Source organism: Gluconobacter sp. Gdi (assembly GCF_014132155.1).
GTDB lineage: Bacteria > Pseudomonadota > Alphaproteobacteria > Acetobacterales > Acetobacteraceae > Gluconobacter.
The window spans coordinates 23,769-46,304 of record NZ_BLJQ01000005.1; the positions used below are offsets into that span (position 1 = coordinate 23,769).

General features: G+C 50.5%; 15 protein-coding genes. 11 read left to right on the top strand and 4 right to left on the bottom strand.

The genetic code is table 11. The features are described 5' to 3' along the window. Positions 1-46 precede the first annotated feature (46 nt). Both gluP and nagB read left to right on the top strand, forming a co-directional pair. Positions 47-1,291: a glucose/galactose MFS transporter gene (gene gluP / locus JN414_RS10540; RefSeq protein WP_202207831.1), complete on the top strand. Its 1,245-nt coding sequence runs from the start codon at positions 47-49 to the stop codon at positions 1,289-1,291. After that, on the top strand, positions 1,288-2,079 hold the full coding sequence (gene nagB / locus JN414_RS10545; RefSeq protein ID WP_202207832.1) for a glucosamine-6-phosphate deaminase: 792 nt from the start codon (positions 1,288-1,290) through the stop codon (positions 2,077-2,079). The genes gluP and nagB overlap by 4 nt, the downstream gene beginning before the upstream one ends. A gap of 292 nt (positions 2,080-2,371) precedes the next feature. On the opposite strand, the gene JN414_RS10550 is transcribed toward nagB, so the two are convergent. Beyond that, on the bottom strand, positions 2,372-4,486 hold the full coding sequence (locus tag JN414_RS10550) for a beta-N-acetylhexosaminidase (RefSeq protein ID WP_237389987.1): 2,115 nt from the start codon (positions 4,484-4,486) through the stop codon (positions 2,372-2,374). A gap of 1,045 nt (positions 4,487-5,531) precedes the next feature. Between JN414_RS10550 and JN414_RS10555 the strand changes: the two genes are divergently transcribed. Beyond that, on the top strand, positions 5,532-6,824 hold the full coding sequence (locus JN414_RS10555) for an NAD(P)/FAD-dependent oxidoreductase (protein WP_202207834.1): 1,293 nt from the start codon (positions 5,532-5,534) through the stop codon (positions 6,822-6,824). Positions 6,825-6,848: 24 nt separating this feature from the next. Here the strand turns inward: JN414_RS10555 and JN414_RS10560 are convergent, their stop codons facing one another. Beyond that, positions 6,849-7,961 (bottom strand): CDP-glycerol glycerophosphotransferase family protein, encoded by a 1,113-nt coding sequence (locus tag JN414_RS10560; RefSeq protein WP_202207835.1) that lies wholly within the window; start codon positions 7,959-7,961, stop codon positions 6,849-6,851. Between the two features lie 51 nt (positions 7,962-8,012). On the opposite strand from JN414_RS10560, the gene JN414_RS10565 reads away from it, so the two are divergent. From JN414_RS10565 to JN414_RS10580, 4 genes are all read left to right on the top strand, one after another. After that, a complete protein-coding gene (locus JN414_RS10565; protein WP_202207836.1) occupies positions 8,013-9,341 on the top strand; it encodes a lipopolysaccharide biosynthesis protein in 1,329 nt (442 codons plus the stop codon). A 124-nt stretch (positions 9,342-9,465) separates the two neighbouring features. Then, positions 9,466-9,819 (top strand): hypothetical protein, encoded by a 354-nt coding sequence (locus JN414_RS10570; protein WP_237389988.1) that lies wholly within the window; start codon positions 9,466-9,468, stop codon positions 9,817-9,819. A 70-nt stretch (positions 9,820-9,889) separates the two neighbouring features. After that, on the top strand, positions 9,890-12,217 hold the full coding sequence (locus JN414_RS10575; protein ID WP_202207838.1) for a TonB-dependent receptor domain-containing protein: 2,328 nt from the start codon (positions 9,890-9,892) through the stop codon (positions 12,215-12,217). 5 nt (positions 12,218-12,222) lie between these two features. After that, on the top strand, positions 12,223-13,572 hold the full coding sequence (locus JN414_RS10580; protein ID WP_215769335.1) for a PepSY domain-containing protein: 1,350 nt from the start codon (positions 12,223-12,225) through the stop codon (positions 13,570-13,572). Here JN414_RS10580 and JN414_RS10585 read toward each other — a convergent pair. Next, on the bottom strand, positions 13,552-14,196 hold the full coding sequence (locus JN414_RS10585; protein WP_202207840.1) for an SCO family protein: 645 nt from the start codon (positions 14,194-14,196) through the stop codon (positions 13,552-13,554). The genes JN414_RS10580 and JN414_RS10585 overlap by 21 nt on opposite strands. Before the next feature lie 715 nt (positions 14,197-14,911). On the opposite strand from JN414_RS10585, the gene JN414_RS10590 reads away from it, so the two are divergent. Then, positions 14,912-16,369: a PepSY domain-containing protein gene (locus JN414_RS10590; RefSeq protein WP_202207841.1), complete on the top strand. Its 1,458-nt coding sequence runs from the start codon at positions 14,912-14,914 to the stop codon at positions 16,367-16,369. Between the two features lie 291 nt (positions 16,370-16,660). On the opposite strand, the gene JN414_RS10595 is transcribed toward JN414_RS10590, so the two are convergent. After that, positions 16,661-17,932: an MFS transporter gene (locus JN414_RS10595; RefSeq protein WP_202207842.1), complete on the bottom strand. Its 1,272-nt coding sequence runs from the start codon at positions 17,930-17,932 to the stop codon at positions 16,661-16,663. An 848-nt stretch (positions 17,933-18,780) separates the two neighbouring features. Here JN414_RS10595 and JN414_RS10600 point away from each other — a divergent pair. The 3 genes from JN414_RS10600 to purU all read left to right on the top strand — a co-directional run bounded on the left by JN414_RS10600 (position 18,781) and on the right by purU (position 22,518). Continuing rightward, on the top strand, positions 18,781-19,596 hold the full coding sequence (locus JN414_RS10600; RefSeq protein ID WP_202207843.1) for an SDR family oxidoreductase: 816 nt from the start codon (positions 18,781-18,783) through the stop codon (positions 19,594-19,596). Between the two features lie 58 nt (positions 19,597-19,654). Next, positions 19,655-21,046, top strand: a complete 1,392-nt coding sequence (locus tag JN414_RS10605) for a DUF2252 domain-containing protein (protein ID WP_202207844.1) — start codon at positions 19,655-19,657, stop codon at positions 21,044-21,046. A gap of 593 nt (positions 21,047-21,639) precedes the next feature. Continuing rightward, positions 21,640-22,518, top strand: coding sequence for a formyltetrahydrofolate deformylase (gene purU / locus JN414_RS10610; RefSeq protein ID WP_202207845.1), 879 nt, complete (start codon positions 21,640-21,642; stop codon positions 22,516-22,518). The last annotated feature ends 18 nt before the right edge of the window (positions 22,519-22,536 follow it).

Below are 22,536 nucleotides of genomic sequence, written 5' to 3' on the forward strand. Positions count from 1 at the left end.
CATATCGAGCCCCGCGGGGGCTTATGGATGGCGGCCTGTTCTTATCATGGCCGCCCTTTTTTTCAGCATAGGGTTTGTCACCTGGCTGAATGGGCCCCTTATCACTTTTGTGCAGGTTGCTTTCAACCTTAGTGACGTGGCGTCCTTTCTTGTTCCCGTGTGTTTTTATCTTGCATATTTTGTCTTTCCCCTTCCCGCGACCTTGCTATCCAAGCGGATTGGCTTGAGACATGGCCTCGTTGTATCGCTGGCCATTATGGCCGTCGGCACGGGCCTGTTCGGGGAGTGTGTCAACGCAAGATGGTATGCGGGCGCGCTTAGTGGACTGACGGTGATTGGGGCAGGTCTTTCGTTGCTTCAGATCACAATTAATCCTTACGTGAGCTTCCTTGGTGATCATGATCGTGCAGCTCAGCGCATTGCCATCATGGGGGTTGCGAACAAGTTTGCTGGTATTGTGGCTCCTGCGTTGTTCGCCATTATTGTCATGCCACATGTCGGCGAAGTGGCAGCGAGCATCCATAATGCACCTATCGGACCAGAACGTGATGCTATTCTTATAAAATTTACTACTGCCGTACATACCCCATACCGAGTTATGGCCGGTTTACTTGTATTGTTGGCCATACTTGTTGCGCGATCTTCTCTCCCGGAAATCACGATAGAACAAGGAGTGACGACGCAAGATCCGGTACGCCAGGGAAATCCTTTAAAATTGGCCTCGGGTGTGCTGGCAATGTTCCTGTACGTGGGAATTGAAGTTCTGGCGGGCGATGCTATTGGACTCTTCGGTCGCTCTTACGGTCTGTCGCTGGACGTAACCAAGTATCTGACAGCCATGACACTCGCCTCTATGATGGCGGGATACCTTGTCGGAATGGTTGTGGTTCCTCGGTTTATCAGCCAGGAACGCTATATGATCCTGTCTTGCATTCTGGGTGTTTTCGTCTGTCTGCTGTCATTGACCGCACAAGGAGTGGTCCCAGTCCTGTGTGTCGCGTTGCTTGGGTTTACTAACGCCATGATCTTACCGGCTCTCTTCCCCATTGTCTTGGCGGAGGCCGGGACTGATGGGGCCAAGGCAACGGCTTTTCTGGTGATGGCTTTTTCTGGCGGCGCGGTGTTACCCCAGATTTTTGTTCATCTGACCCCATGGCTTGGCACAACATTCGCTTTCATGGGGCTTGTAATCCCGTCCTACCTCTTCATAGGGCTTTGGATGACTGCTATTTTTATGAAAACGACTCACCTTCACCTCACGAAAACGCCTGCAGGAGCCTCCGAGGCATGAAAATTTTGATCTGCCCAGATGCGGCATCCGCTCGAACCGTTGCTGCCAATATCCTGAAGCGCCAGATACTTAGGAAACCGTCATCCGTCCTTGGGCTCGCAACCGGCCGGACGATGGAAGCAATCTATAAACTTCTTGTGGCAGAACATTGCAAACATGGTTTGGATTTTTCTTCTGTAACAACGTTCAATTTGGATGAATATATCGGCCTTGATGGCGCTGACGAGCAATCCTATCGATATTATATGCAGGAACATTTGTTCTCGAAGGTTAATATTTCTCCGGAACGTACTCACGTTCCAAATGGTGCAGCCGACGATGTCAATTTAGAATCCATAAATTACGAAGCCACTATTGTTGAGGCTGGAGGCATTGATCTTCAACTCCTTGGCCTAGGCCAAAATGGACATATTGGTTTTAATGAGCCTCTTTCTTCGTTGAATTGCCGAACACGCGCCGTCACCCTTGCTCAGACCACTCTTGAGCAGAATGCAGAGATGTTCGATGGCAATCCAGACAACGTCCCTTCCCGCGCCATTACCATGGGAACGGCAACTATCCTTGAATCGAGCATGGCCTTGCTGGTGGTAACCGGCCAAGCGAAAGCACACATTGCTGCACAAACAATTGAAGGGCCTGTTACCGCCGCTGTGCCGGGATCCGCGTTGCAATATCATCCGTCCTGTCTGGTGGTTTTGGATGAAGAAGCGGCATCCGCTCTTATGGGTCGCACGGCAATAGATTGGCAGTTAAAGCACGATCCTGAGCTGATTGCTCTGATGGACTGATGATAATGACGAACCGGGTAGGCTTTTAAGGGCCTACCCTTGCACGTTGTCTTCCTTCGAAGTTTCGAGCCGGTCTCTCGTCATGCCGAAAGATGGTAAGAAAATAGGTTTAGGGCATTACATTTGGAGCAACGCAGCTTCGGGCCCGCCTGTAGCACCCGCACAGTCCAGTCGTAGACTGCTAAGTTATGAAGCCGGCTGGTTTTCTGGGTAATCGACAAGAGCCATAATACATATGGTTCTACCCGGCGCTTTGCAGGACATGTTCCTGCTGCGCTGGGTAGAAGGGCTGTTATCGGGTGCTTTGAACCAGTGTGTGAATGCCTGGAACAATAGCAATTAGCAGCCCACTCGGTGGGATCACGCGGTCCTTACCGGCGAAACTGGTGGGATCAATCAAGGTAAGATCCTGTGCAGCCAAAAGCTGATGTGCCTTTTTGCGCCAGGCGCGATTATGACCGCCGGGTTCGAGCGCTTCCAGACCAAGAACCGCCAATTGAGATAACTGTTGGGAAACAGGCTCTGCCAGTTGGAGTTGAGGCGACGTCGCAACCTGAACATAAGCTGCATCATTGGCTGCCCAGATGTTCAATGATTTGCGAAGCTGCTCAACGACGCTGCGATCCCCTGCCGCATAGCGCTTCGCGAGTGCATTGAATTCGATGGCGCTGAAGCTATCGGGAGATGCGATGGCGGCTGGGCTCTTTAGCATCGCGTCTCCTGCAGGAGCAGCAAGATGGTTCATGGCATAATTCTGCACCGGGACAGTGACAGACGTTAGTATGGTCAACGGTGTGATATTGCTGGGCGTGAGCTCAGCGATCATGCGGTCCGTGTGCTCCCGGGCAAGTAAGCCCGTTTCTTCCAGTTCATTCATGATGACAGGTAGTCTGCGATACAGACCATCAACATCCTGAACCGTAGCCGGAGACCAAAAGCGCTCGGCAATTGCTGCCGAACGCGGCCAAAGCCTCGCATCCAACATTTCGTCAGAGACAATTTCTGCCCATAAGGGGGCCTCTCCGCCAAGGACCAGTTTGCGTTGGGCCTCATCCAAAGGCGCCATATCTGGGTCTGGAGCAAAAGCGCTTTCAAGGCGCCCCAGTGTTTGATGGCGTAAACGATCAGTGTCTGCGGCGCTTAGAGTGGCAGGACGGGTTGCATCAGGATCCACAGCATAATGGTTGGCGGAGGAGTACAATAGATCCAGATAGTATCCCGCAGATACGACGACCGGATGACCAGCCTTTGTGGCCGATCCGGTCCACTTTGCGTTTCGCCAGACTTCGACCACAACATCTTTAGGAATTGGAGCTTCGCTAACCTCATCCCAGCCCATCATGATCTTGCCCTGAGCCGCCAGAGCCTTTTCAATTTTGGCTGTAAATGCTGCCTGAAGTGCCGGGACGTCCTTGTATCCGTTAGCTTTCATGTAAGAGACGATTGCTGGGTTATCCAGCCACTGCTGATCCTGAACTTCATCCCCACCTGAATGAATATAGCGATCCGGGAAAAGCTTTCCAATTTCGGCATAAAGATTTGCTGCAAAATCAATGACCTGAGGGCTGACCGGATTCAGCGCGGCGTTGTTCAGATTGGGTCTGCGGTTACAATGTGTAGTCGTCTGACCATCCGCTGAACTCGTCGTACAGGCTCTACCTGCAGCGTCCGTCACCAATACGGGCTGTTGTGCTGCCAGTTCGGGGTAGGCCTGCAGGAGGGACAGTGTGTGCCCCGGGATGTCTATTTCCGGAACAACCCGGATCCCGCGATCGGCAGCATATTGAACAATGCTTCGGACTTGGGACTGCGTATAATATTGATGATGCGCTCCCGCTTGCTGAAGTTTCGGATAGCGCAGACTTTCAATGCGAAAACCTGTTCCATCACTTAGATGCCAGTGCAGGACATTCAGCTTGGTAAGCTCCATCGCATCGAGTTGGCGCTCCATGGTTTCAACCGACATGAAATGTCGCGACACATCAATCATGAGACCACGCCACGAGAACCTTGGGGCGTCCTGTATGTCGGCTTCCGTAATCTGTCGACCTGATGGCCCGGTATGTACAAGCTGCAGAATGGTTGCAAAGCCGTGGATCACGCCTGCCGGCCCATCAGCCTCAAGTTGAATATTCTGACCCTTTACGGACAGACGATATCCCTCTCGTTCATTTACCGTCAGATATGAAGGGTCTTGCCCTGTTCGGATATGCAAAACCGTCTTGGGGCCCGTATCCGTTGCGGCACCATGCAATTGTTCCAGGCGACCCAGAAAACGTGTCGCCGCTTTTTTCTCGAGAGGTGTAGCCTTTCCGTCCCAAACGATCTTGATTCCCTCAAGGCGGATGGATTGACCACTCAAGGAAATATGAGTGGGAGCTGGCAGCAGAACCGGTCCGGAAGACAATACGTCCTGAGATTGCGCGTGCGCTTGAGAAAAGGGGAAGGCACAGACACTACTGAGTAAAATCCCAGAGAGCGCCAAAACGCGGTGAAGGCCTTTTTTCACAAACTGTCTTCCTGCAAAGTGGAGAGAAAATTTTTGGTGGATTGGCAAAGCGATTGATGACGAAAGGCCACGACGCGATGGCTAGGAGAGGTAGAAACTGCGTTCCCGCGGCCGGTCGACCCATAGCTCTAGGAACGCGACCGCTTGATCCTAATCCGGCGCAAAGTCACGCATCTGACGTCATGTTTCTTTGCTCCTGCCTAAGGGACTTTCTGGTCTCTTATTACGGAGTGGGAATTAAATTGCTGTCAATAGATTTTCAGGCGGTATTAACCCTCGCTGGATTGTTTAGTTGAAAAACTTAATTGATCACGGAAAATGGAGCTCTAAAGCGGCCACTTTTCATGGCGGAAGGTCGTCTCTCTTGTCAGACACCTCAAACCGTTTGCGTCACTGAATGCTCTAGAAGCAGAATCACGATCGTCTCTGGTCACTTCCCACCTGGCATTTGCAAAGCGTGGGGGCTGTCCGAGAGGCGATCCTAAGGAGATCCAGGTCTGCGCTAAAACGAAGATGCATGATTTTGAATTGAAAAATCATGCACGTGTCATATCTCCCTTTCGAGATTAAAAATGCTCTAGTTTACACAGTCAAAAATCGACAAACCTTGCGTCTTCTGTCGTTATTACAGTGCCCTTTCCTCAAAATATCTAAAATAAATATAGATATTTTCGCTCATAATTATACAATATACATGATTGTAACGGACATTTTACAATTAATATAAGGTTTTATTTTCAATATATTCAAATAAACTATAACATATATGTAATATTATTCGTGAAAATCTTATGAAATCACTAGAATATTACTTTCTCACATTTCAAAAAACCTTAATGTCCACCACAACATTCGTGACCAGATCATTCGGTTACCAACTCCGTCGGAAACGATCTGTATCACTTCCTAGTGCCTGACTCCTAATGAAGGGGCGAGAAATTCGATGGCGTCTAAATCTGAAATTCTTATTGTTGGTGGTGGCGTTGCAGGTCTTGCACTCGCGACGCGACTTGGAAAAACGATGGGCAAGCCTGGGAAAGCCCGCATCACTCTGATCGACAAAAGCTTCTCACATGTCTGGAAGCCAATGCTCCACTGTTTTGCGTCAGGCACGGTGGGAAATGAAAACGACCGCATCAATTTTATCACTCAGGCAAGCGGTCATCATTTCGAGTTTTGGCCGGGAGAAGTTGTGTCACTTGATCGAGAGAAACATGAGGTTGTCCTCAGTCCTCTTCATGCTTCAGATGGTACGGTGGTTCTGGAAAGCCGAACCATTAAATATGACACCATAGTCATCGCTATTGGCAGTTGCGCCAATGATTTCGGGACGCCAGGCGTTAAAGAACACTGTCTCTCCATTGATAATCTGGTCGAAGCAAACGCTTTCAATGAAAAATTTCGGATGGAGCTTCTACGATCATTCGCGAATAATTCAGAGCTTGACATTGCAATTGTTGGCGGCGGAGCAACAGGCACCCAATTAGCTGCAGAATTACACAAGGCATTGGAGATCGTCGGGCCATATAACCTTCACGCCTTTGGTAAGCCCCCACCGAAGCTCAGGGTCACCCTTCTTCAGTCTGGGCCACGTATTCTCCCAGCCTTTCCTGAATCAGTCTCCGCGGCGGCCCAGCAGGAGTTGGAACGAATTGGGGTAACGGTGCGGACGTCAGCTCGCGTTGCGGGAGCAAATTCAACAGGGTTTATTCTGAAGGATGGGACACAGGTATCGGCAAAGCTTCGGGTCTGGGCTGCCGGTGTCAAGGCACCCGAAGTCACAACAACCTATGGTGGTCTTGCTTTGAACAAAACCGGACAGATTTTGGTCAATCCAAATCTGTCTTCGATCGCAGATGACAGGATCTTCGCCATGGGAGACTGTTCTTTCATTGAGAATGATCCCCTCCCCGCAACTGCGCAGGTCGCCAGGCAGCAGGCTCGGCATCTTGCGCGTTACCTTCCCGCCTGGATCGAAAAAGGTCAGAAGGTACCAGCGTGTATTTTCCATAATAAGGGCGCGATCGTCGCGTTGGGAAAATACAATGGCTGGGCAGCCCTTCCCGGCGGCACCGTTTGGGGAGGAGGTCTGTCGCATGGCTTGTCCGCCAGACTCGGGCATCTGATGCTTTACAGAAAGCACCAGATGGAAATCTTTGGCCTCTATCGCGGTTTGATTTCTTGTTACTCTGATTGGGTGGAAGGTTTTGTACGCCCTTCGGTGAGGCTGGATTAAACACCGCCTAGCCCCAAATCGTTATTAGGTGTTCAAAAGACTCTGAATAACGTTTGCTCCGCGACGTGCCGCTCCGGGAGAGCGATCACCCAACGACCTGTCCGCCATTTCTTTCTGCCGGTCGCGATATAGCGCGTGGCGTGCCGGGGCCTTACGGATAGTATCAAGTAGATCGCGGGGGTTCTCGACGACGTCTCCGAAGTGCCAGTGCGCAAAATCAGGGTTATTTCGCCAATCAATCTGATGAGCGTTCAGAAAGACGCAGGGCCTAGGCGTTTCCAGGAATTCATAGACCTGACTACTGACATCTCCAACGTAAATATCAGCCGAAGAGGTATAAGTCATATCAACACAACGCTCAGATCCAGTATCGATCAGAATTTGAGAACTGCTCCTACCGTTCCAACTGTCCCGAATTGATTGTCGTCGCCGTCTAAACATTTTTGTATGTGGCGCTACTATTAAGTTAAAATCGGACTGCGCGGAAAACTGCTCGAGCATAGGCTCGATAAACTGCTTCCAGGATGAGAGGCCCCTCGCCTTATGAGCATTGTAAAGCACTGTGGGGCGTTGAGTAGAAAAGAACTGTGTTGCGTCTGGAAAAAGTTTGCAGGTTTCGAGCTTGACTGACCCAATCACTGAATGATTTTCAGGCTTGATCAGAGCGTTATCCAACATTCTCTGAGCCGATTTTTGACCCGACAATAGAACATGGTCGAACGCTTTGACTTCACTAGTGAAGCCTCGTGCTCGATCACCGCATCCATGTGGGATATAAATCAGGCGGGGTGACGAAATGCCGAAACGCCTTGCGGACGCAACCGTATCCTCAACTGTTACAATCGCATCGTATCGATCTAGTTCTGCAGCATTATCGCGAAGGACCATATCCTTGAACATTCCCAGGATACGGATGGACTGCATGGCAGCGGTAGGGAACGATCGACGGAGTGGCTGATACTTCATTTCAGGAGCCCCCGCAGCGTAACGAACTCTCTCCAGGTGGTAAGGCGTTTCCGGGTCGTTGTAAAAGTTTGTAATATTGATTTTGTCAGACTGAGCTAATTCCAGCGCAATTGCCGCAGCGTGATAACACTGATAAGATTCAGCAATGTACAGAAATGCAACGTTCTTCATGCCTGAATATATAGTTTTCTCTCATTTGGTAAGCAAGCGTCATTGAATACCATGTCTCGAGAAAACGGATTACTGAAACGTACGTTATCAAATCTTGCATGGCTTCTGGCAGGCAAAGGTGTGGGGGCTGTCCTGAGTCTGATTTATCTGGGATTGGCCGTTCGCACGCTGAAAAGCGAAGGGTTTGGCCAGTTCACGCTCGTTTTCAGTACCGCTCAGGCTATTGCTGCGTTCGTCAGTTTTCAGACGTGGCAAATCATTATTCGGTATGGCGTACGTCACGTGACAGCACGGGACGAAGCCGCACTGTCACGTCTTACGGGGTTCTGTATCGCTCTTGACGTGTCTGGAGGCATAGCCGGGTGTCTGATTTCGTGGGGCGGAGTCACTCTTCTTGGTCCATTGCTCGGATGGTCGCACGCTCTTTCCCACGCTGCGTTGGCCTTCTGTTTTGTAATCCTATTGTCTGTCCGGTCTACGGCTGTGGGGTTACTTCGGCTGCATGATCGTTTCGGTATAGGCGCAATGGCTGATGCTGTAACGCCAATCGTGCGATTTATTGGGGCAATTGCCGCGACCCTGTGGCACCCAACAGTTACAGGTTTTCTTGTCGCCTGGGCCATTGCCGACATTATTACGGCCTTGGCCTACTGGGTGTGCGTCCTGCGTACCATGCCTCGCTCTCTTCGCGTTAGTGAGCTAAGGCAAGGATGGCGGGCTCCGCACGAGAACCCGGGAATATGGCGTTTCACATGGCTTACAAATCTGAATTCAATTATCGGGACGGGCTGCAATAACATCGTATTACTGCTTGTCGGTATTTTTACAGGTGCAACTGACGCAGGCCATTATCGCTTGGCCTATCAGCTTAGTCAGGCGCTCGTCCGTATATCAGAAATGTTTTCTCGAGCTGTATTGCCAGAGCTCGCTCGAGCTCATGCCAGTCAGGAATCCCGCAACATCAGGGTATTGCTTCGCCGGTCGACTGGCCTTGCAATCATCGTTACACTAGTCATTGCCGTAGCTCTTGTGGCTGGAGGTCGCCCTGTCCTTCAGTTAGTGGCGGGACATGCTTATTTAGCAGCATTTCCTTTGCTAGTGACCCTCGGTATTGCCGCCTCTCTGGACCTTATTGGGGTCAGCTTCGAACCCGCTCTTATTGCAACGGGTCATGCAGGCCGAGCCCTTCAGGTTCGCATCGCCAGGACGAGCGTCCTATTTGTGACACTTGCGGTGCTGCTGCCCTACTTTGGCACTATGGGCGCTGCTTCAGGCATGGTGGCGTCATCTATTCTGGGGCTTGTGCTCTCTGTTCTGACGACCAGAAAAGCCCTGGCAAAGGCGCCGCGACAGTCTACTGCGCTTCCAGACAGCATTTGAACGCAATGTCACCACCTCGCCCTCTGCCTCGCTCACCAAATATCACGGCGCCATCTGGTCAGAACCCCAAAGGTGGAGTAGCACATCCGGTATGGATCGCCGGATCAGGAACTCAGCATATCTATTGGGCTTTTGGCCCCTAGTGCTGCTTGCCCTGCTGGCACGCCTGACTTTTGGTGGCGTCGTGACGGCTTCGTCTGTGTTTGACGATTCACTGAAAGAATTGACGAAACTAAGCGTCTTCTGTGATCCACAGGAGGCTTATTCTGCTCCAGACAAACACCACCATCAGAACGATCAGCAGGATGATGCCTTCCTGCTCTCTGATGCTTTGGATCTTTTCCAGCTAACAATCGCTTTCTGCGCACTGATAGCGCTGAGTATTGCGTTTGTTCATCGCGTCTGGATGTTTGCCCCAATCCGCGGGCCACCCACTCCCGAACGCCCCTCTCAGTGCCCCCAAGGCCCTCCCGCCTGATCTGAACTGCAAAAGCCACCCGCCTGCAAGCGCACGCGGGTTTTCGTGCTGTCTATCCAGGTTCAGACCAATGCTTCATTCTATGTATCGATCTTCCCGTCTGCTTGCGGGCGTGACGACCTGTGCCGTCCTTTTCTTCTCTTCCGCCTCATTGGCAACATCTCGCCAGGAGATAGGCACGCCTCTCAAGGCTAGCCGACGTAAAGCTCCGGCTGTCCCCAAGCAGCCTAAAAGGGAAGTCATTACCGTCACGGCCGCCAAGCATGCTCCCGCGCCTATCCGCCCGGCCGGGCAAACGACTTACAGCTCAGACCGAAGTAGTTTTGGGAATCAGATTGGCCAAAGCGTCGCCGACATGATTGTCACTCTCCCCGGGGTCAGTTTCACTCAGGGCAATGGTCCGCGCGATACCGTCGTGTCTGTCCGCGGATCGGGGGATCGGCAGTCTTACGGGCTTAAGAACTTGCAGGTGTTGGAAGACGGTTTCCCCATGACGCAGCCCGACGGAACGGCAAGAGCCGATCTGATCGACCCTCATGCTTACCAGGGGGTGGATGTCTTCGAAGGACCAGCATCTACCGTTTACGGCAATTATGCGATCAATGGCGCAATCAATTTCCGAACCCGCAAGGGGGCTGATATTCACGGGCTGGAATTAGGATCGGATTTCGGCAGCTTCGGTATGTTCAACAACTACGCAACGCTCGGACTTGGTAACCAGCGTTACGATCTTATGGTGTTCGCGAGCGACGTCCGTGGAAATGGGTTTATCGCCAATAGTCGTTATAATACTTCAACAGAAAACGTCCGGCTTCGCGTCAATCTGACGTCTTCAGACCGTCTCATCCTGAAGTTCGTCAACAATGTGACGGACGCGTCCTTACCTGTTCGCCTGTCTTTGAACCAGTATCACGCAAATCCTTATCAGAATGGATGTTATAACACGTCCACTTCCCGTGCTGGGTGCGCTTCCGTCAATCTGCTGGCTAATGGCCGGTACGGCACCAAAGTCGCCATGAGTCCCGAGGCTGCTGGTCTAGGTCGTTTTGATCGTCGTACCGTTACAGGACTACGGTGGGAGCATGATTTTAACGAGCAGACGACCTGGCGTAACCAGTTCACATACGATCAACGCCACGTAGACCAACCCACCTCACCAACGTCTTTCGTAGGCCCCTACAACTCCTATAACGTCAGCAGCGACGTGACAAACCATGCTCGGATCGGAACAACGTCTCTCGATACATTCGGCGGGCTGAGTTTTGATTACCTCGACTATGGGTATCAGACGTACAACATCATGCCGGCAGGCGGTGCCACCCGAGGCGCCATGAGTTCTGCTTCCTACGGACATCAGTGGAACCTTGGCGCGCGCTTTCAGGAAGACTGGCACTTTGCACCCGATTGGCATGTTGTTGTCGGACTAGGAGGTACGTATTCCGATATTGGCGCCACTGAGACGCTATATGGATATTCAGCCTCCGGGGTGCATAGCCAGTACGTCACGGCAAACCGCTTCTACTTCAATCTCGCGCCTGAAGGTGCTCTGATTTATGATCCGAGCGAACACTGGACGTTCCACACACGGGTTGGAACAGCTTATGGCACGCCGTCGTCTTCGAATTTCTTCATCACGCCCCAAGGGCAATACGGGAACAATACACAGCTAAAGAGCCAAACGAGCCTTGGAGTTGACCTCGGAGCAGACTGGCATCCAACAGAGACCACACATATTCAGCTCACAGGATTTTACGAGTTTTACAGCAATGAACTCGTTAACCAGTCCGCCGGTGTGAACGCCGTGGGGGCCTATACATTCAACGCCCCTGCCTCACAGCATCGTGGCATTGTCTTGGGAGCTGACTGGAAGCCGCTTGCCCATGCCCTTCCCGGTGGACGGATTTCGCTCAGCTACACCTACGATAATCAACTCTACACAAACTACACGGAAGTTCTTTCCAATAGTACCGCATCAAAGCGTTTCAGCCGGAATGGGAAATACATCCCCGGCGTTATTCCCAACTTCCTGAATGCCCGTTTTCTTTACGATCAGCCTTCTGGCTTCTTAGAGGGAGTTGGTGGATATGCAGAAGTGACCTGGCGAGATGCCTACTGGCTGGATAATGCGAACCGCCTGAAAGCGCCCGGATATACCCTTCTGAATCTGGAAATGCACTACGATCCCCCAGCTCGGATGGGTTGGGCTCACCGTCTGCACTGGTATTTCGAGGTGCAAAACGTCACCAACCAGACTTATGTCTCTGGCGCGACAAATATCAGCGATCAGTTGCAAGCAAACGGGCAAGAAGCAACGGCAGCAACGCTGATGAATAGCACTGGATCGATTTATGCCGGCTCTCCCCGGGCATATTTCGGCGGCGTACGGATAAAATTGTGATGCGCATGAGTATGAAAGATGATTTGGCGTCCTGGGCCCCCGATCGCCTTACAGTTTGGCGATGGCATTTCTTTTCGGGGCTCTTTTGCCTCCCCTTTGTTGCCCTCTTGTCTCTCACGGGCAGCGTTTACCTGTTCAAGCCACAGATCGATGGGTGGATCGATTGGAAATACGATCACCTTCCCGCGGTAATCGTCTCGTTGCCGCAGGAGGACGTCAATGCTGCTCTGAAAGCAGTGCCTGATGGCAGCTTTCTTGCGTACGAAGTTCCGACCTCCCCACGCAGCGCTGCACGTATTCTCGTTAATCGCGAGGATGGTGAGGCAGTACGAGTTTATGTGGATCGAAACCGCCATATCGTTCTGAAGACCGTGATTGAAGAGCATCGCTTTGAACGACTGGTTTTTAAGCTGCATGGCCAGCTTCTACTGGGCAATCTGGGCTCGATCATCATGGAGATGGTCGCGTCATGGACAATCGTCCTTATCCTCTCGGGTCTCTGTCTATGGTGGCCGCGAAACCAACGGGGGCTGGCTGGTGTGCTGTACCCGCGCCTTAACCAGACTGGACGGGCACGATGGAGAGATCTCCATGCCGTTACGGGTGTTTGGGTTTCTATCGTTCTGACACTGTTTCTCGTGTCTGGCCTCCCTTGGTCATATGTCTGGGGGCACGCCCTTCTTTCTGCCGAGAAGACTGTAGGCCGCATCACATCAGTGAAAGACTGGGAAATTGGTGCGGTACCCGTTCAGGAGACAATAGCTGGCCACCCGATGGTGTCACACCATGAAGACATGCCTGGCATGGATATGTCCGAGGATATGCCGTCGCAGGTGAACTTGAACGGCCTGAACAATGTGGCCCGGACAGCAGAAACGCTATCACTTGCTGCTCCTGTTCTTATCACGCCCCCAAATGGGCCTGATGGTGTTTGGACCATCAGATCCGATGCCCAGAACCGGCCTCTCAGGGAGAGTGTGAAGGTCACGGGAGATGGGCATATCATCGCGAGAGAGCATTTTTCCCAAAAGGCAGCAATTGACCGGATCATAGGATATGGTGTTGCAGCGCATGAGGGACACCTGTTTGGATGGGCAAATCAGCTGCTCAATCTTCTGGTTGCCCTCGGGCTTCTGCTGATGAGTTGTGCAGCAACAGTTCTCTGGCTCAAACGCAGGCCGGAGGGAGAATTCGGAGTACCGCCCTCCTTACCATCATCACGAATGGGCTTTGCTATGGTAGGCGTCCTTTGTGTTCTGGCTATTCTGTTGCCAGAACTGGGAATATCCATGATCTGTTTGGCTGTAGCGGGGAGGCTCTGGCGTTATCGGGAGTCAGGAATGGGTCAGCAATAAACGCTTTAAATCTGTCGCTATCTGATGCGCACTGGAATCAACGGGTATCATTCCGACTAATTGGTTCTCACCGTCCATCAGGTACAGCAGAGAACTGTGATCAATCAGATCGTCGGACCCCATACCAGAATGATGCTGCATCTTAACATGGAAGGCTTCCATAACGGGCTGAAGCTGCTCAGACGTGCCTGTTAGCCCGATGATTTTGGGCGAAAAATTCTCCACATATTCCTTCACAACCTGAGGGGTATCGCGTATCGGATCAACGGAGATGAAAATAGGTGTGACAGAGTTACCTTTGGTCTTGAGCTCATCTAGAGCTGACGAAACTGTTTCAAGCGTTAGGGGGCAGACGTCTACGCAGTGAGTGTAGCCAAAATAAATCAGCGTATAGCGTCCCTGAAAGTCGGACTGGCTGACAGGGTGCCCCTGCCCGTCGGTTAATGCATAAGGGCCGCCAATGGCTGCATGATGATGTGACGTCAGGAAGGTCCGAAACCCGGCAGCGCCGATCAGCAGCGCAAATGTAATACTAACAATCAGGACGAGCGCTTTTCTATCCTGCCGCGGAGACGCAGAGGCTTTTCTGGCAGGAGTTTTTTTGCGGATAGAGCGCCGTTTCATGGCATGTTCATAGCAAACACATGATTGGTTTGCATCAGATGTTTTTTACTAAAGCTGACTTGGCCTGTGCTCACCATCTGCATCAACAGGAAAATTCGTTATAAGCAGTCGGGTATATTCGCTGACAGTCTCCTCGAGCTCATTGTCATGGGCTCGATACGCATTAGAACAGAAGAATAAGTCCGCCATGAAATTTTGCTAGGTCGACGTGATTCCTACGCCTCTCTCATTCATTAATCGTGAATGCATCATTCAGAAAGACAGGAATTTCGCACTCAGGTCGGAGAAACAAGATTTATACTTTGTTACGTCAACAAATGTCTCCTAATCGGCTATAGAGAGTTCCCGAATACCGAGAGCATTTGCTCGACTAACAGACCAAGAGACCTCATAGTGTCGCGAACACACTACACCCGATGACAGTGCAGAAACCTCATTCACGCTTACGAAAATCCTCTCCTGTATCATGGTGGATGTGGAGAGGCCTGTTAGCCCTTGTTCTTGCATGGACTTTCGCACACCTCGTAACTGTCGGATCTCCACAATGGGGCCTGAGTACCCCACATGACTCACTCGTGTTTGGCCAGATGATTGCAGTCGCTCTGTTTCCTGTGCTTCTTCTCATCTCTTTTGGCACACAAAAACCCTTGTCTGGAGGGATTATCGCAGGCGCGGCCTGCATCTGTGCCGCACTTGCGTTGCTGTTTTACTCTTGATGCAGGATAATCTTCGTACGCGCATGGGCTGGCTTCATGCCTGGGTTGGCTTCATCGCCGGGTTGCTTCTTTTTTGCGTATTCGTCACGGGAAGTCTTGCAGTCTTTGATACTGAGCTGACGCGCTGGCTCCAGCCCGAAATACCTCCAGAAGCACCAGCTTTTTCCCCTCAATCACTGGATCACACCCTTCCAGTTGTCCATGAGTTGCTTCTGCAAGGAGAAAAGCCGTTCATCACGCTCCCGTCACAGCGGGATCCCTTCTTGCGAGTGCAGCACCATGATGGATATGAATTCCTGACGGTCCCCTATAATCCGCAGACTGGAGAGCGGCTTCAGGCCCGCGATACTGCTGGCGGGAAATTTTTCTATGATCTGCATTATACGCTGAGGACTGGCATCTACGGAGCAACACTTATTGCTGCGGCGGGTCTGGCCCTTCTTGTAACAGTTGGGTCAGGAATTATCATTCATTTGCGAGGACTGGTTTCGGATCTGCTTCTGGTAAGGCCTTTCGCATCAAGACTGCGTGCATGGTTGGACGCACATGTCCTCGCTAGCGTCCCTTTCATCCCGTTCGTTATCATGATGGCCTATACGGGCACGTTCATTCGCGCACGAACGCTCTTTCCGCCTGTATCGTACATCAATTCTATTCATAATATTGTTTCACCGCATTCAACCGTGTTGGTGCCACCGAAGAAAAAACGAGAGTTTCCGGGCAGTCCTTCTCTCCCTCCTCTTCTCCAGGAAGCTGAAAAGACACTCGGTAAAGACCAAACGAGTTTTATTCTATTCCTGCCCCAAAGCCTTCTCTTCAGTCGATTGGACATGTCTGTCCCCCGACTGAAGGGAGAACATGTAGATTTTAGCCCGTTTGATGGACATTTTTTACGTCATGTTCTGCTTTCAACGCCAGTCACCAAAACGCAGCAACTCATGGAAGGCATTCACTATGCCCGTTGGACGGGGCCGGGATTACGGTGGCTGTATTTCCTATCCGGCATCATGGGCGCCGTGATGTTCGCAAGTGGGTCAATTATTTTTCTAATGAAGCGCCGGAAGATGTCCGGCCTTCGTGTCATTTTCCGGGTCGCCGAAGGGCTTACGATTGGCTTTATTCCCGGATTTATTCTGGCAACACTTGCCTTTTTCTGGGCCAACAGGCTTTTGCCGGTATCTTTGCCTGAACGTCATCTGGCAGAGGTCCACTGTTTCTTTACCATTTGGGCCCTATGCACTGTGACTGGTCTGATCTGGTCCCTACTCCATCACTCACGACGAGGGTGGAGGATGCAATTAAGTGCACTGGCCTTCCTCAGTATTTGCCTGACACCGTTGGACTTTTTTACACGTCCGGGCGCGTCCATTTTTCATGCGCCAACAGTTTTTGCGGCTACGGATCTGTGCGCCCTCTTTTTGGGGTTGGTCACTCTTGAGATGGTGCGTCGTTTGTGAGTCTTGCTCTTTGCATGGTGTTCTGGCTGCTGGGGCTTGGCTTACAGGCAGCATGCGAACCTAAAATGCTACGATTTGCGCGCTTGCCTGAGGATATCTTACCTAGACCAGTAAGGATCGGACGGGTCGTGTTTCCGCTTCTGGGCCTTGTTATCGCCTTTTGGCTTGAACCGATCACCGCTATCTTCCTTTGGGTGGCAGCCTTTTCAATGGCATCTGTTATCGTTGCTCTGGTTTGGGCAATACTGGCCCGATACCAGGAGTTGAAACGATAACAGACATTTTTCCTTATTATCCCTTTTGGGGTGAATACCAGAGACCAATACCGCCGATCAGTGCAGTAAATGCAACATAGATGGCCGGGGCGAGCGGTGTATGTGGTGTCAAGGCAGAAATAATAGCGGGGGTAAGGCCTCCAAAGATCGCGTATGAAATATTATAGGACAGTGAGAGCCCAGAAAAGCGGACCTGAGCGGGGAATGCGCGAAGCATTCCGACCGGAACGAGGCCTACAAATCCACAGCACAGGCCGCTAAATGCCGCCCAGGGAGCAAGGGCTCCGGAGAGCAGCGGAAAGAACGCGTAGAGCCCGAAGCCTCCCAAAGCCAGCATCAGACCGCAAATGAGACTAAGTAGTTTGAGGGGCACGATGTCTGTCAGCGCACTGACCAGAACTACAGAAATTGTCAGGCAGAGTGTGGCAGCAAGGCTTGCCAGCATGGTTTGAGAAGGTGACACATGATGAAGGGTCTGCATCAGAGGCGGCATCATGAGAACAAGCACCACGATGGCTGCTGTCAGCGTCCACGTTGTCATCATTGAGCATAAAATAGCGCGGCGATGGTCACGTAGCAGAAGTTTTACCGGCATGGCTTCAGCCGTTTTAGCGGTCGCATGCATTTCCCGGAATACCGGGGTTTCTTCCAGCCATCGTCGAAGAAACATTGCCCCAAAACCGAAAATACCACCTAGAACGAAGGGAATGCGCCAGCCCCAAGTGGACACCACATCAGGTGGAAATACGGCGTGTAGCAAGAGAATAACAACGGATCCAAGGAGAATACCGCCCGTAAGTCCACCAGTGAGAAGGCCTGTTGCAAGGCCAACACGGTGGCGGGAAGCATGCTCAGAGACAAAAACCCATCCTCCAGGTGCTTCACCACCGATAGCAGCGCCTTGCATGATGCGCAGAACAAGCAAAATGAGTGGAGCGATAACTCCAAGTGTCTGATAGCCGGGCAGAAGCCCCATTAACAGCGTTGGGAGTGCCATAAGCAGTACACTAAGCGTAAAGACCTTCTTTCTGCCCGCAATATCTCCAAAATGGGCCATGATGAGGCCACCTACTGGGCGAGCCAGATAGCCAGCACCAAACAGACCAAAAGCCTCGGCCTGTCGCAGCCATTCAGCTTGGCTGTCCGGGAAGAAATGAGCGGCAATCAGTTTTGCGAGAAATGCAAAAATAACAAAATCATAGAACTCCAGCGCTCCTCCCAGTGAAGCCAAAGCTAGAATACGAAGTTGGGAAGAACTGAGAGGCGCAGGTGCCTGACTGGACGACATGAAGTAACGTTTCCTACACACGGAAAGGTTCCAGCGGGGTGCCGGAACAAAAGGATTGGATATTATACAATAATTTGTTTCAAAAAGTCTATTATATCTGAAATAATATACTATTTTAAAATCGTAAAATATCATTTCTGATCGATTTGTTAGTCTTATGCCTGTCTTGTGATTGAACTGAGTTCAAGGGTAGAACAGTGCGAGGAGTTTAATTTATTCGTATATCTAAGGATAATTATATAAATAATATGCTATTTTAATACAAACATTACTGGTTTTATTGACCTAAATTTTGTTCGGATACTCCATGAAACATTCTGGGAGAACAGAAAGGCGGTGGTGCTCGACAGCTGGTTGAACCGCCTGAGCAATCTATTTCTTCAAAAGTAGGTTATAAGTTAGGTCGCAGGAAATCATGTTAATGGATGCAGAATAGATGGTCGGTTTCAGGATTAAACTCGCATGAAAATAATTTTTAATATTATAATATAAATATATACTTACATTATTTCTATTTTCTTGATTTATTATATATAATTGATATATTTGTAAACTTATGATGGACGCGCTTATTGATCCTTTTTTAATTGCAAGAAATTGGGTACGGAAGCAATTATAAGTGAAAAAATTATCAATTAAATCATCAAACTCAGATCTCCAAAAGTAATTTAAAATAATTATTTATCAATTAACGAGTGTTGGAAGTCCAAGGAGGATAAAATAATTTATTTCAAAGCGTGCCTAAAGCCTCTAGATTTAATTCAGTGGAAATAGGAAGATGAGCATCGTCGCTTCAAAATTTTTTCTTTCATAACGCTCTCATCATGCTCACAGTGATTGTTTTCTAGATGCCTCTTAAGTCGCCCCTTAGGCCAGTTTCCGCTTTTCAAACCGTCGTTCTTACGGGGGCTTCTGGAGGCATCGGAACGATTGTCACCCGAAAGCTTTTAGATCAAGGCCATAGAGTAGTTGCGTTGTCTCGCACTGCTCCAGATATTGCCCATGAAGCACTGACGCATATCTATTACGATGCCTCTAACCTGCACGACATCAGCCGAGTAAATGAAGTCCTTTTAAAACAAATTCCTGGTGTCGATATCTTGATTCATTGTGCGGCAATTATAAGCCCGGGCATGGTCGAAGATACTCAACCGGCAGATGTAATACGGCAAATTTCGATTAATCTGACAGCACCGATTGCACTTACGTCTTTATTATTACCAAAAATTCCGGCTGGAGGCCGTATCATAATAGTAAACTCCATGGCCGCGACGATTCCTTTAGCTGGGAGTAGTGTTTATGGTGCGACCAAAGCAGGACTGCGAAACTTTGCCCTATCGTTGGCTCAGGAAATAAGCCCTAAAGGCATTGCCGTTTCATCCATTTTTCCGGGAGCTGTGGAAACGGAGATGCTACGTCAGGAGATGGAGACTGGTGGTTCGGTTCTAAATTTTGTTGGCACCCCCGCAACACCAGAAGTTATTGCCTCTGAAATCCTGAAGCTTATTCAAAAGCCAAAACTTGAGAGATTTTTTCCTAAAATCGACGGAATTTTTGGTGGTTTATGCTTACTAATGCCGTCTCTCCTGCGCCTCAGCATGCCTTTACTGACTTTCTTGGGAAACCGGGGTTTTCAAAAATTTCTTCGAAATAACAGAAAATAGCAAATATAATTACCAAATATTGTCATTAAGGATGAATTTATAGAGGAGAATACTGGTCATGAAGAACGATCCCAGAGAAATTGCTACCCACAAATCTGTTCTTTTGACAAGAAAAGAAAGTCATTGTCAGGGAGCCAAGCTTAGAAAGCAGACGCCCCGTGGAGCCCATGCTGAATGGAGCGCCTCAGACGTACGTCAAAACCCTGTAAATCTTTTATTCGAACAGGGAAAAGGTCGCATTTCGTCTCTTCTTCCGGTGCGCTATCAGCGAATGAAAGTCTCACCTTTCACGTTCCTTCGTGGGTCTGCGCTTGTCATGGCCAAAGATCTTGCTTCCACCCCGGCATCGGGCATCAATGTTCAGTCTTGTGGAGATTGCCATCTTGCCAACTTCGGAAGCTATTCGTCTCCGGAAGGCGTTCCGGTTTTTGATATCAATGACTTTGATGAGACCCTGAAGGCACCCTTTGAATGGGATGTTAAGCGCTTGGGGACTTCGCTGGTGCTTGCCGGTCAGGAAAGCGGGCTATCCAGCAAGGCTACCAAAGACCTTGCGACAAGCATGTCTCTTTCTTATTGCGAGCAAATGACGCGGCTGGCCGCGATGACCCCTCTTCAGATCTGGTCAGAGCGCATTGACCTCACAGCTGCAATTGCCGGTTTTGAGGACCCAAAAGTCCGTACTCGCGCAGAAAAGCTTCTTTCTGAGCGGATAGAAGCAGCAAAAGGGCATTTCGGCCTGATTGCAAGTGATGGAAAAAATCCAGCGTTCAAGGAAAAGCCTCCGCTGGTCATGCGGTTACCCGAACAGGAAGAGACCATCCGGCTTGCTTTTAGTCGATATGTTGAAACACAGCCGTTAGAGCGGGCCATTCTGTTGCGCCGGTACACTCTTAAAGACGTTATTTTTAAGGTTGTCGGGATTGGGAGTGTCGGAACGTTCTGTGCAATTGGACTGTTCTCAACTGCCGATGGAGAGACCATGCTTCTGCAGATCAAGGAAGCCCAGATGTCCGTTCTGCAGACTGATACGCTGACTTCACCCTTCGCCAATCAAGGAGAGCGCGTCGTAACGGGGCAGCGGATCATGCAGGCTGTGTCTGACACATTTTTGGGGTGGACGCACAGTAATGCCTCAATCTCTAGCGATACACCTGATCTCTCGGGAAGCGGGCGCCAGTTTTATGTGCGGCGCGTCAAGGATAGCCGATTGGCCGCTGTCGGCTCAGATGTGGCTCAGGATGGTTTGGCTGATTATGCAAAATTGTGCGGACGGACTTTGGCGCGGGCACATGCACGTTCTGGCAATGTGAGCATGATTTCTGGCTATCTGGGTAAAGGCGCTTCTTTCGCCTCAGCCATATCAGACTTCTCTGAGACGTATGCAGATCAAACCCATAAAGACTGGAAGATGTTTTGCTCAGCCGTAGAAAACGGTGAAATCCATTAGAAGCCCTTCTGAGGATTTTCTGGCGTGTAAGTCATGGTTTCACTTCTCGTGCGTATTCGTCCTCACGTCAAATCCAAGTACTTTTCCTGTGCTTGGATCAAGATGACACTCCCATGTAAATGAGACCCACTCGATAGGGGATGCTTTCCTTTGATACTGTCCCCGCCCTCGTATCAGAGACGCGTTTACGACCACCTGGCTTTCTGGCCTGTCATCCTGAAGAAAAAAACGATTGTTTGAACTTCCTCGCTTAACGAGTTCGTGCCGCGCGGCAGGCTGGCAGAGATAGGTTGTCATAAGCCAGGCTGTTCCTTGCGTCGCCACAGCGTTCCTCTCCCGTGGGTCACGAATAGACGCGATCTGACGCGAAATGAGTTTTTGCTCTGCCGGTGACGGAATACTTTCTTGCCGTGCTGATGCATCTGCATGCCCGAACAGAACAACGATTAGCAGGCAAGATCCTGCAAACAGATAATCCCGTATCGTCATAAAGTCCTCTGCCCGGTGTTTTGCCTGTCTACCATCTGGGCGTATAGGTAGGGACCGATCCGTCACCATGCCAAGTGGCAATTCAACGCTGGACCCCGCCTTTCATGATTCGTCAGTCATCTACGCTTACAACTTTCGTAGTCACCTTAAGCTGCCCTAACCGCCCTGGCATTGTAGCTGCCATCAGCCAGCGTCTTTATGAGCTTGGTGCGAATATCACGGAAGCACAGCAGTTCGACGATACTGACAGTACCCAGTTTTTCATGCGAATTGTTTTCGATGTGGCAAAGGAGGCATTGTCCGAAACCCAGTTGAAAACAGAATTTTCCCGTCTGGCTGAAAATTTCTCGATGGACTGGCAAATCAGTGACATCTCAAAGCGCCAGAAAGTTCTCCTTTTTGTGTCCCGCTTCGATCATTGCCTTGTGGACCTTCTCTATCGCTGGCGTATCGGTGAACTACAGATAGATCCGGTGGGAATCATCTCCAATCATGCGCGGGAAACCTATGCTGATCTGGATTTCCATGGCGTTCCATTTCACCATCTTCCCATTACCAAAGATACCAAGGCGGAACAGGAACAACGCATCTGGACTGTTTTTCAGGAGAGCGGGGCTGAACTGGCTGTTCTGGCGCGATATATGCAGGTCCTTTCCAACGAAATGGCCACTCGCCTTTCTGGACGTTGCATCAACATTCACCATTCCTTTCTACCAGGCTTTAAAGGCGCTCGCCCCTATCATCAGGCGTTCAGCCGTGGCGTAAAGCTTATTGGTGCGACGGCCCATTATGTCACCAGCGATCTGGATGAAGGACCGATCATAGAGCAGGACGTAGAGCGGATCTCTCACGCTGACGACCCGGAAGACCTGATCCGTAAGGGACGTGATATCGAGCGTCGCGTACTTGCTCGCGCCGTACGGTATCACATTGAACGACGGGCCATTCTAAATGGAAACAAGACGATTGTTTTCACGCCCTGAGCGAGAAGGCGGCCGACC

Excerpts from the sequence above, each read along its gene's own strand:
- JN414_RS10605 (WP_202207844.1), top strand. The coding sequence starts at position 19,655 with ATGAAGAACGATCCCAGAGAAATTGCTACCCACAAATCTGTTCTTTTG.
- purU (WP_202207845.1), top strand. The coding sequence starts at position 21,640 with ATGATTCGTCAGTCATCTACGCTTACAACTTTCGTAGTCACCTTAAGC.
- nagB (WP_202207832.1), top strand. The coding sequence starts at position 1,288 with ATGAAAATTTTGATCTGCCCAGATGCGGCATCCGCTCGAACCGTTGCT.
- JN414_RS10580 (WP_215769335.1), top strand. The coding sequence starts at position 12,223 with ATGAGTATGAAAGATGATTTGGCGTCCTGGGCCCCCGATCGCCTTACA.
- JN414_RS10600 (WP_202207843.1), top strand. The coding sequence starts at position 18,781 with ATGCCTCTTAAGTCGCCCCTTAGGCCAGTTTCCGCTTTTCAAACCGTC.
- JN414_RS10565 (WP_202207836.1), top strand. The coding sequence starts at position 8,013 with ATGTCTCGAGAAAACGGATTACTGAAACGTACGTTATCAAATCTTGCA.
- JN414_RS10595 (WP_202207842.1), bottom strand. The coding sequence starts at position 17,932 with ATGTCGTCCAGTCAGGCACCTGCGCCTCTCAGTTCTTCCCAACTTCGT.
- JN414_RS10575 (WP_202207838.1), top strand. The coding sequence starts at position 9,890 with ATGCTTCATTCTATGTATCGATCTTCCCGTCTGCTTGCGGGCGTGACG.
- gluP (WP_202207831.1), top strand. The coding sequence starts at position 47 with ATGGCCGCCCTTTTTTTCAGCATAGGGTTTGTCACCTGGCTGAATGGG.
- JN414_RS10555 (WP_202207834.1), top strand. The coding sequence starts at position 5,532 with ATGGCGTCTAAATCTGAAATTCTTATTGTTGGTGGTGGCGTTGCAGGT.
- JN414_RS10590 (WP_202207841.1), top strand. The coding sequence starts at position 14,912 with ATGCAGGATAATCTTCGTACGCGCATGGGCTGGCTTCATGCCTGGGTT.
- JN414_RS10560 (WP_202207835.1), bottom strand. The coding sequence starts at position 7,961 with ATGAAGAACGTTGCATTTCTGTACATTGCTGAATCTTATCAGTGTTAT.
- JN414_RS10585 (WP_202207840.1), bottom strand. The coding sequence starts at position 14,196 with ATGAAACGGCGCTCTATCCGCAAAAAAACTCCTGCCAGAAAAGCCTCT.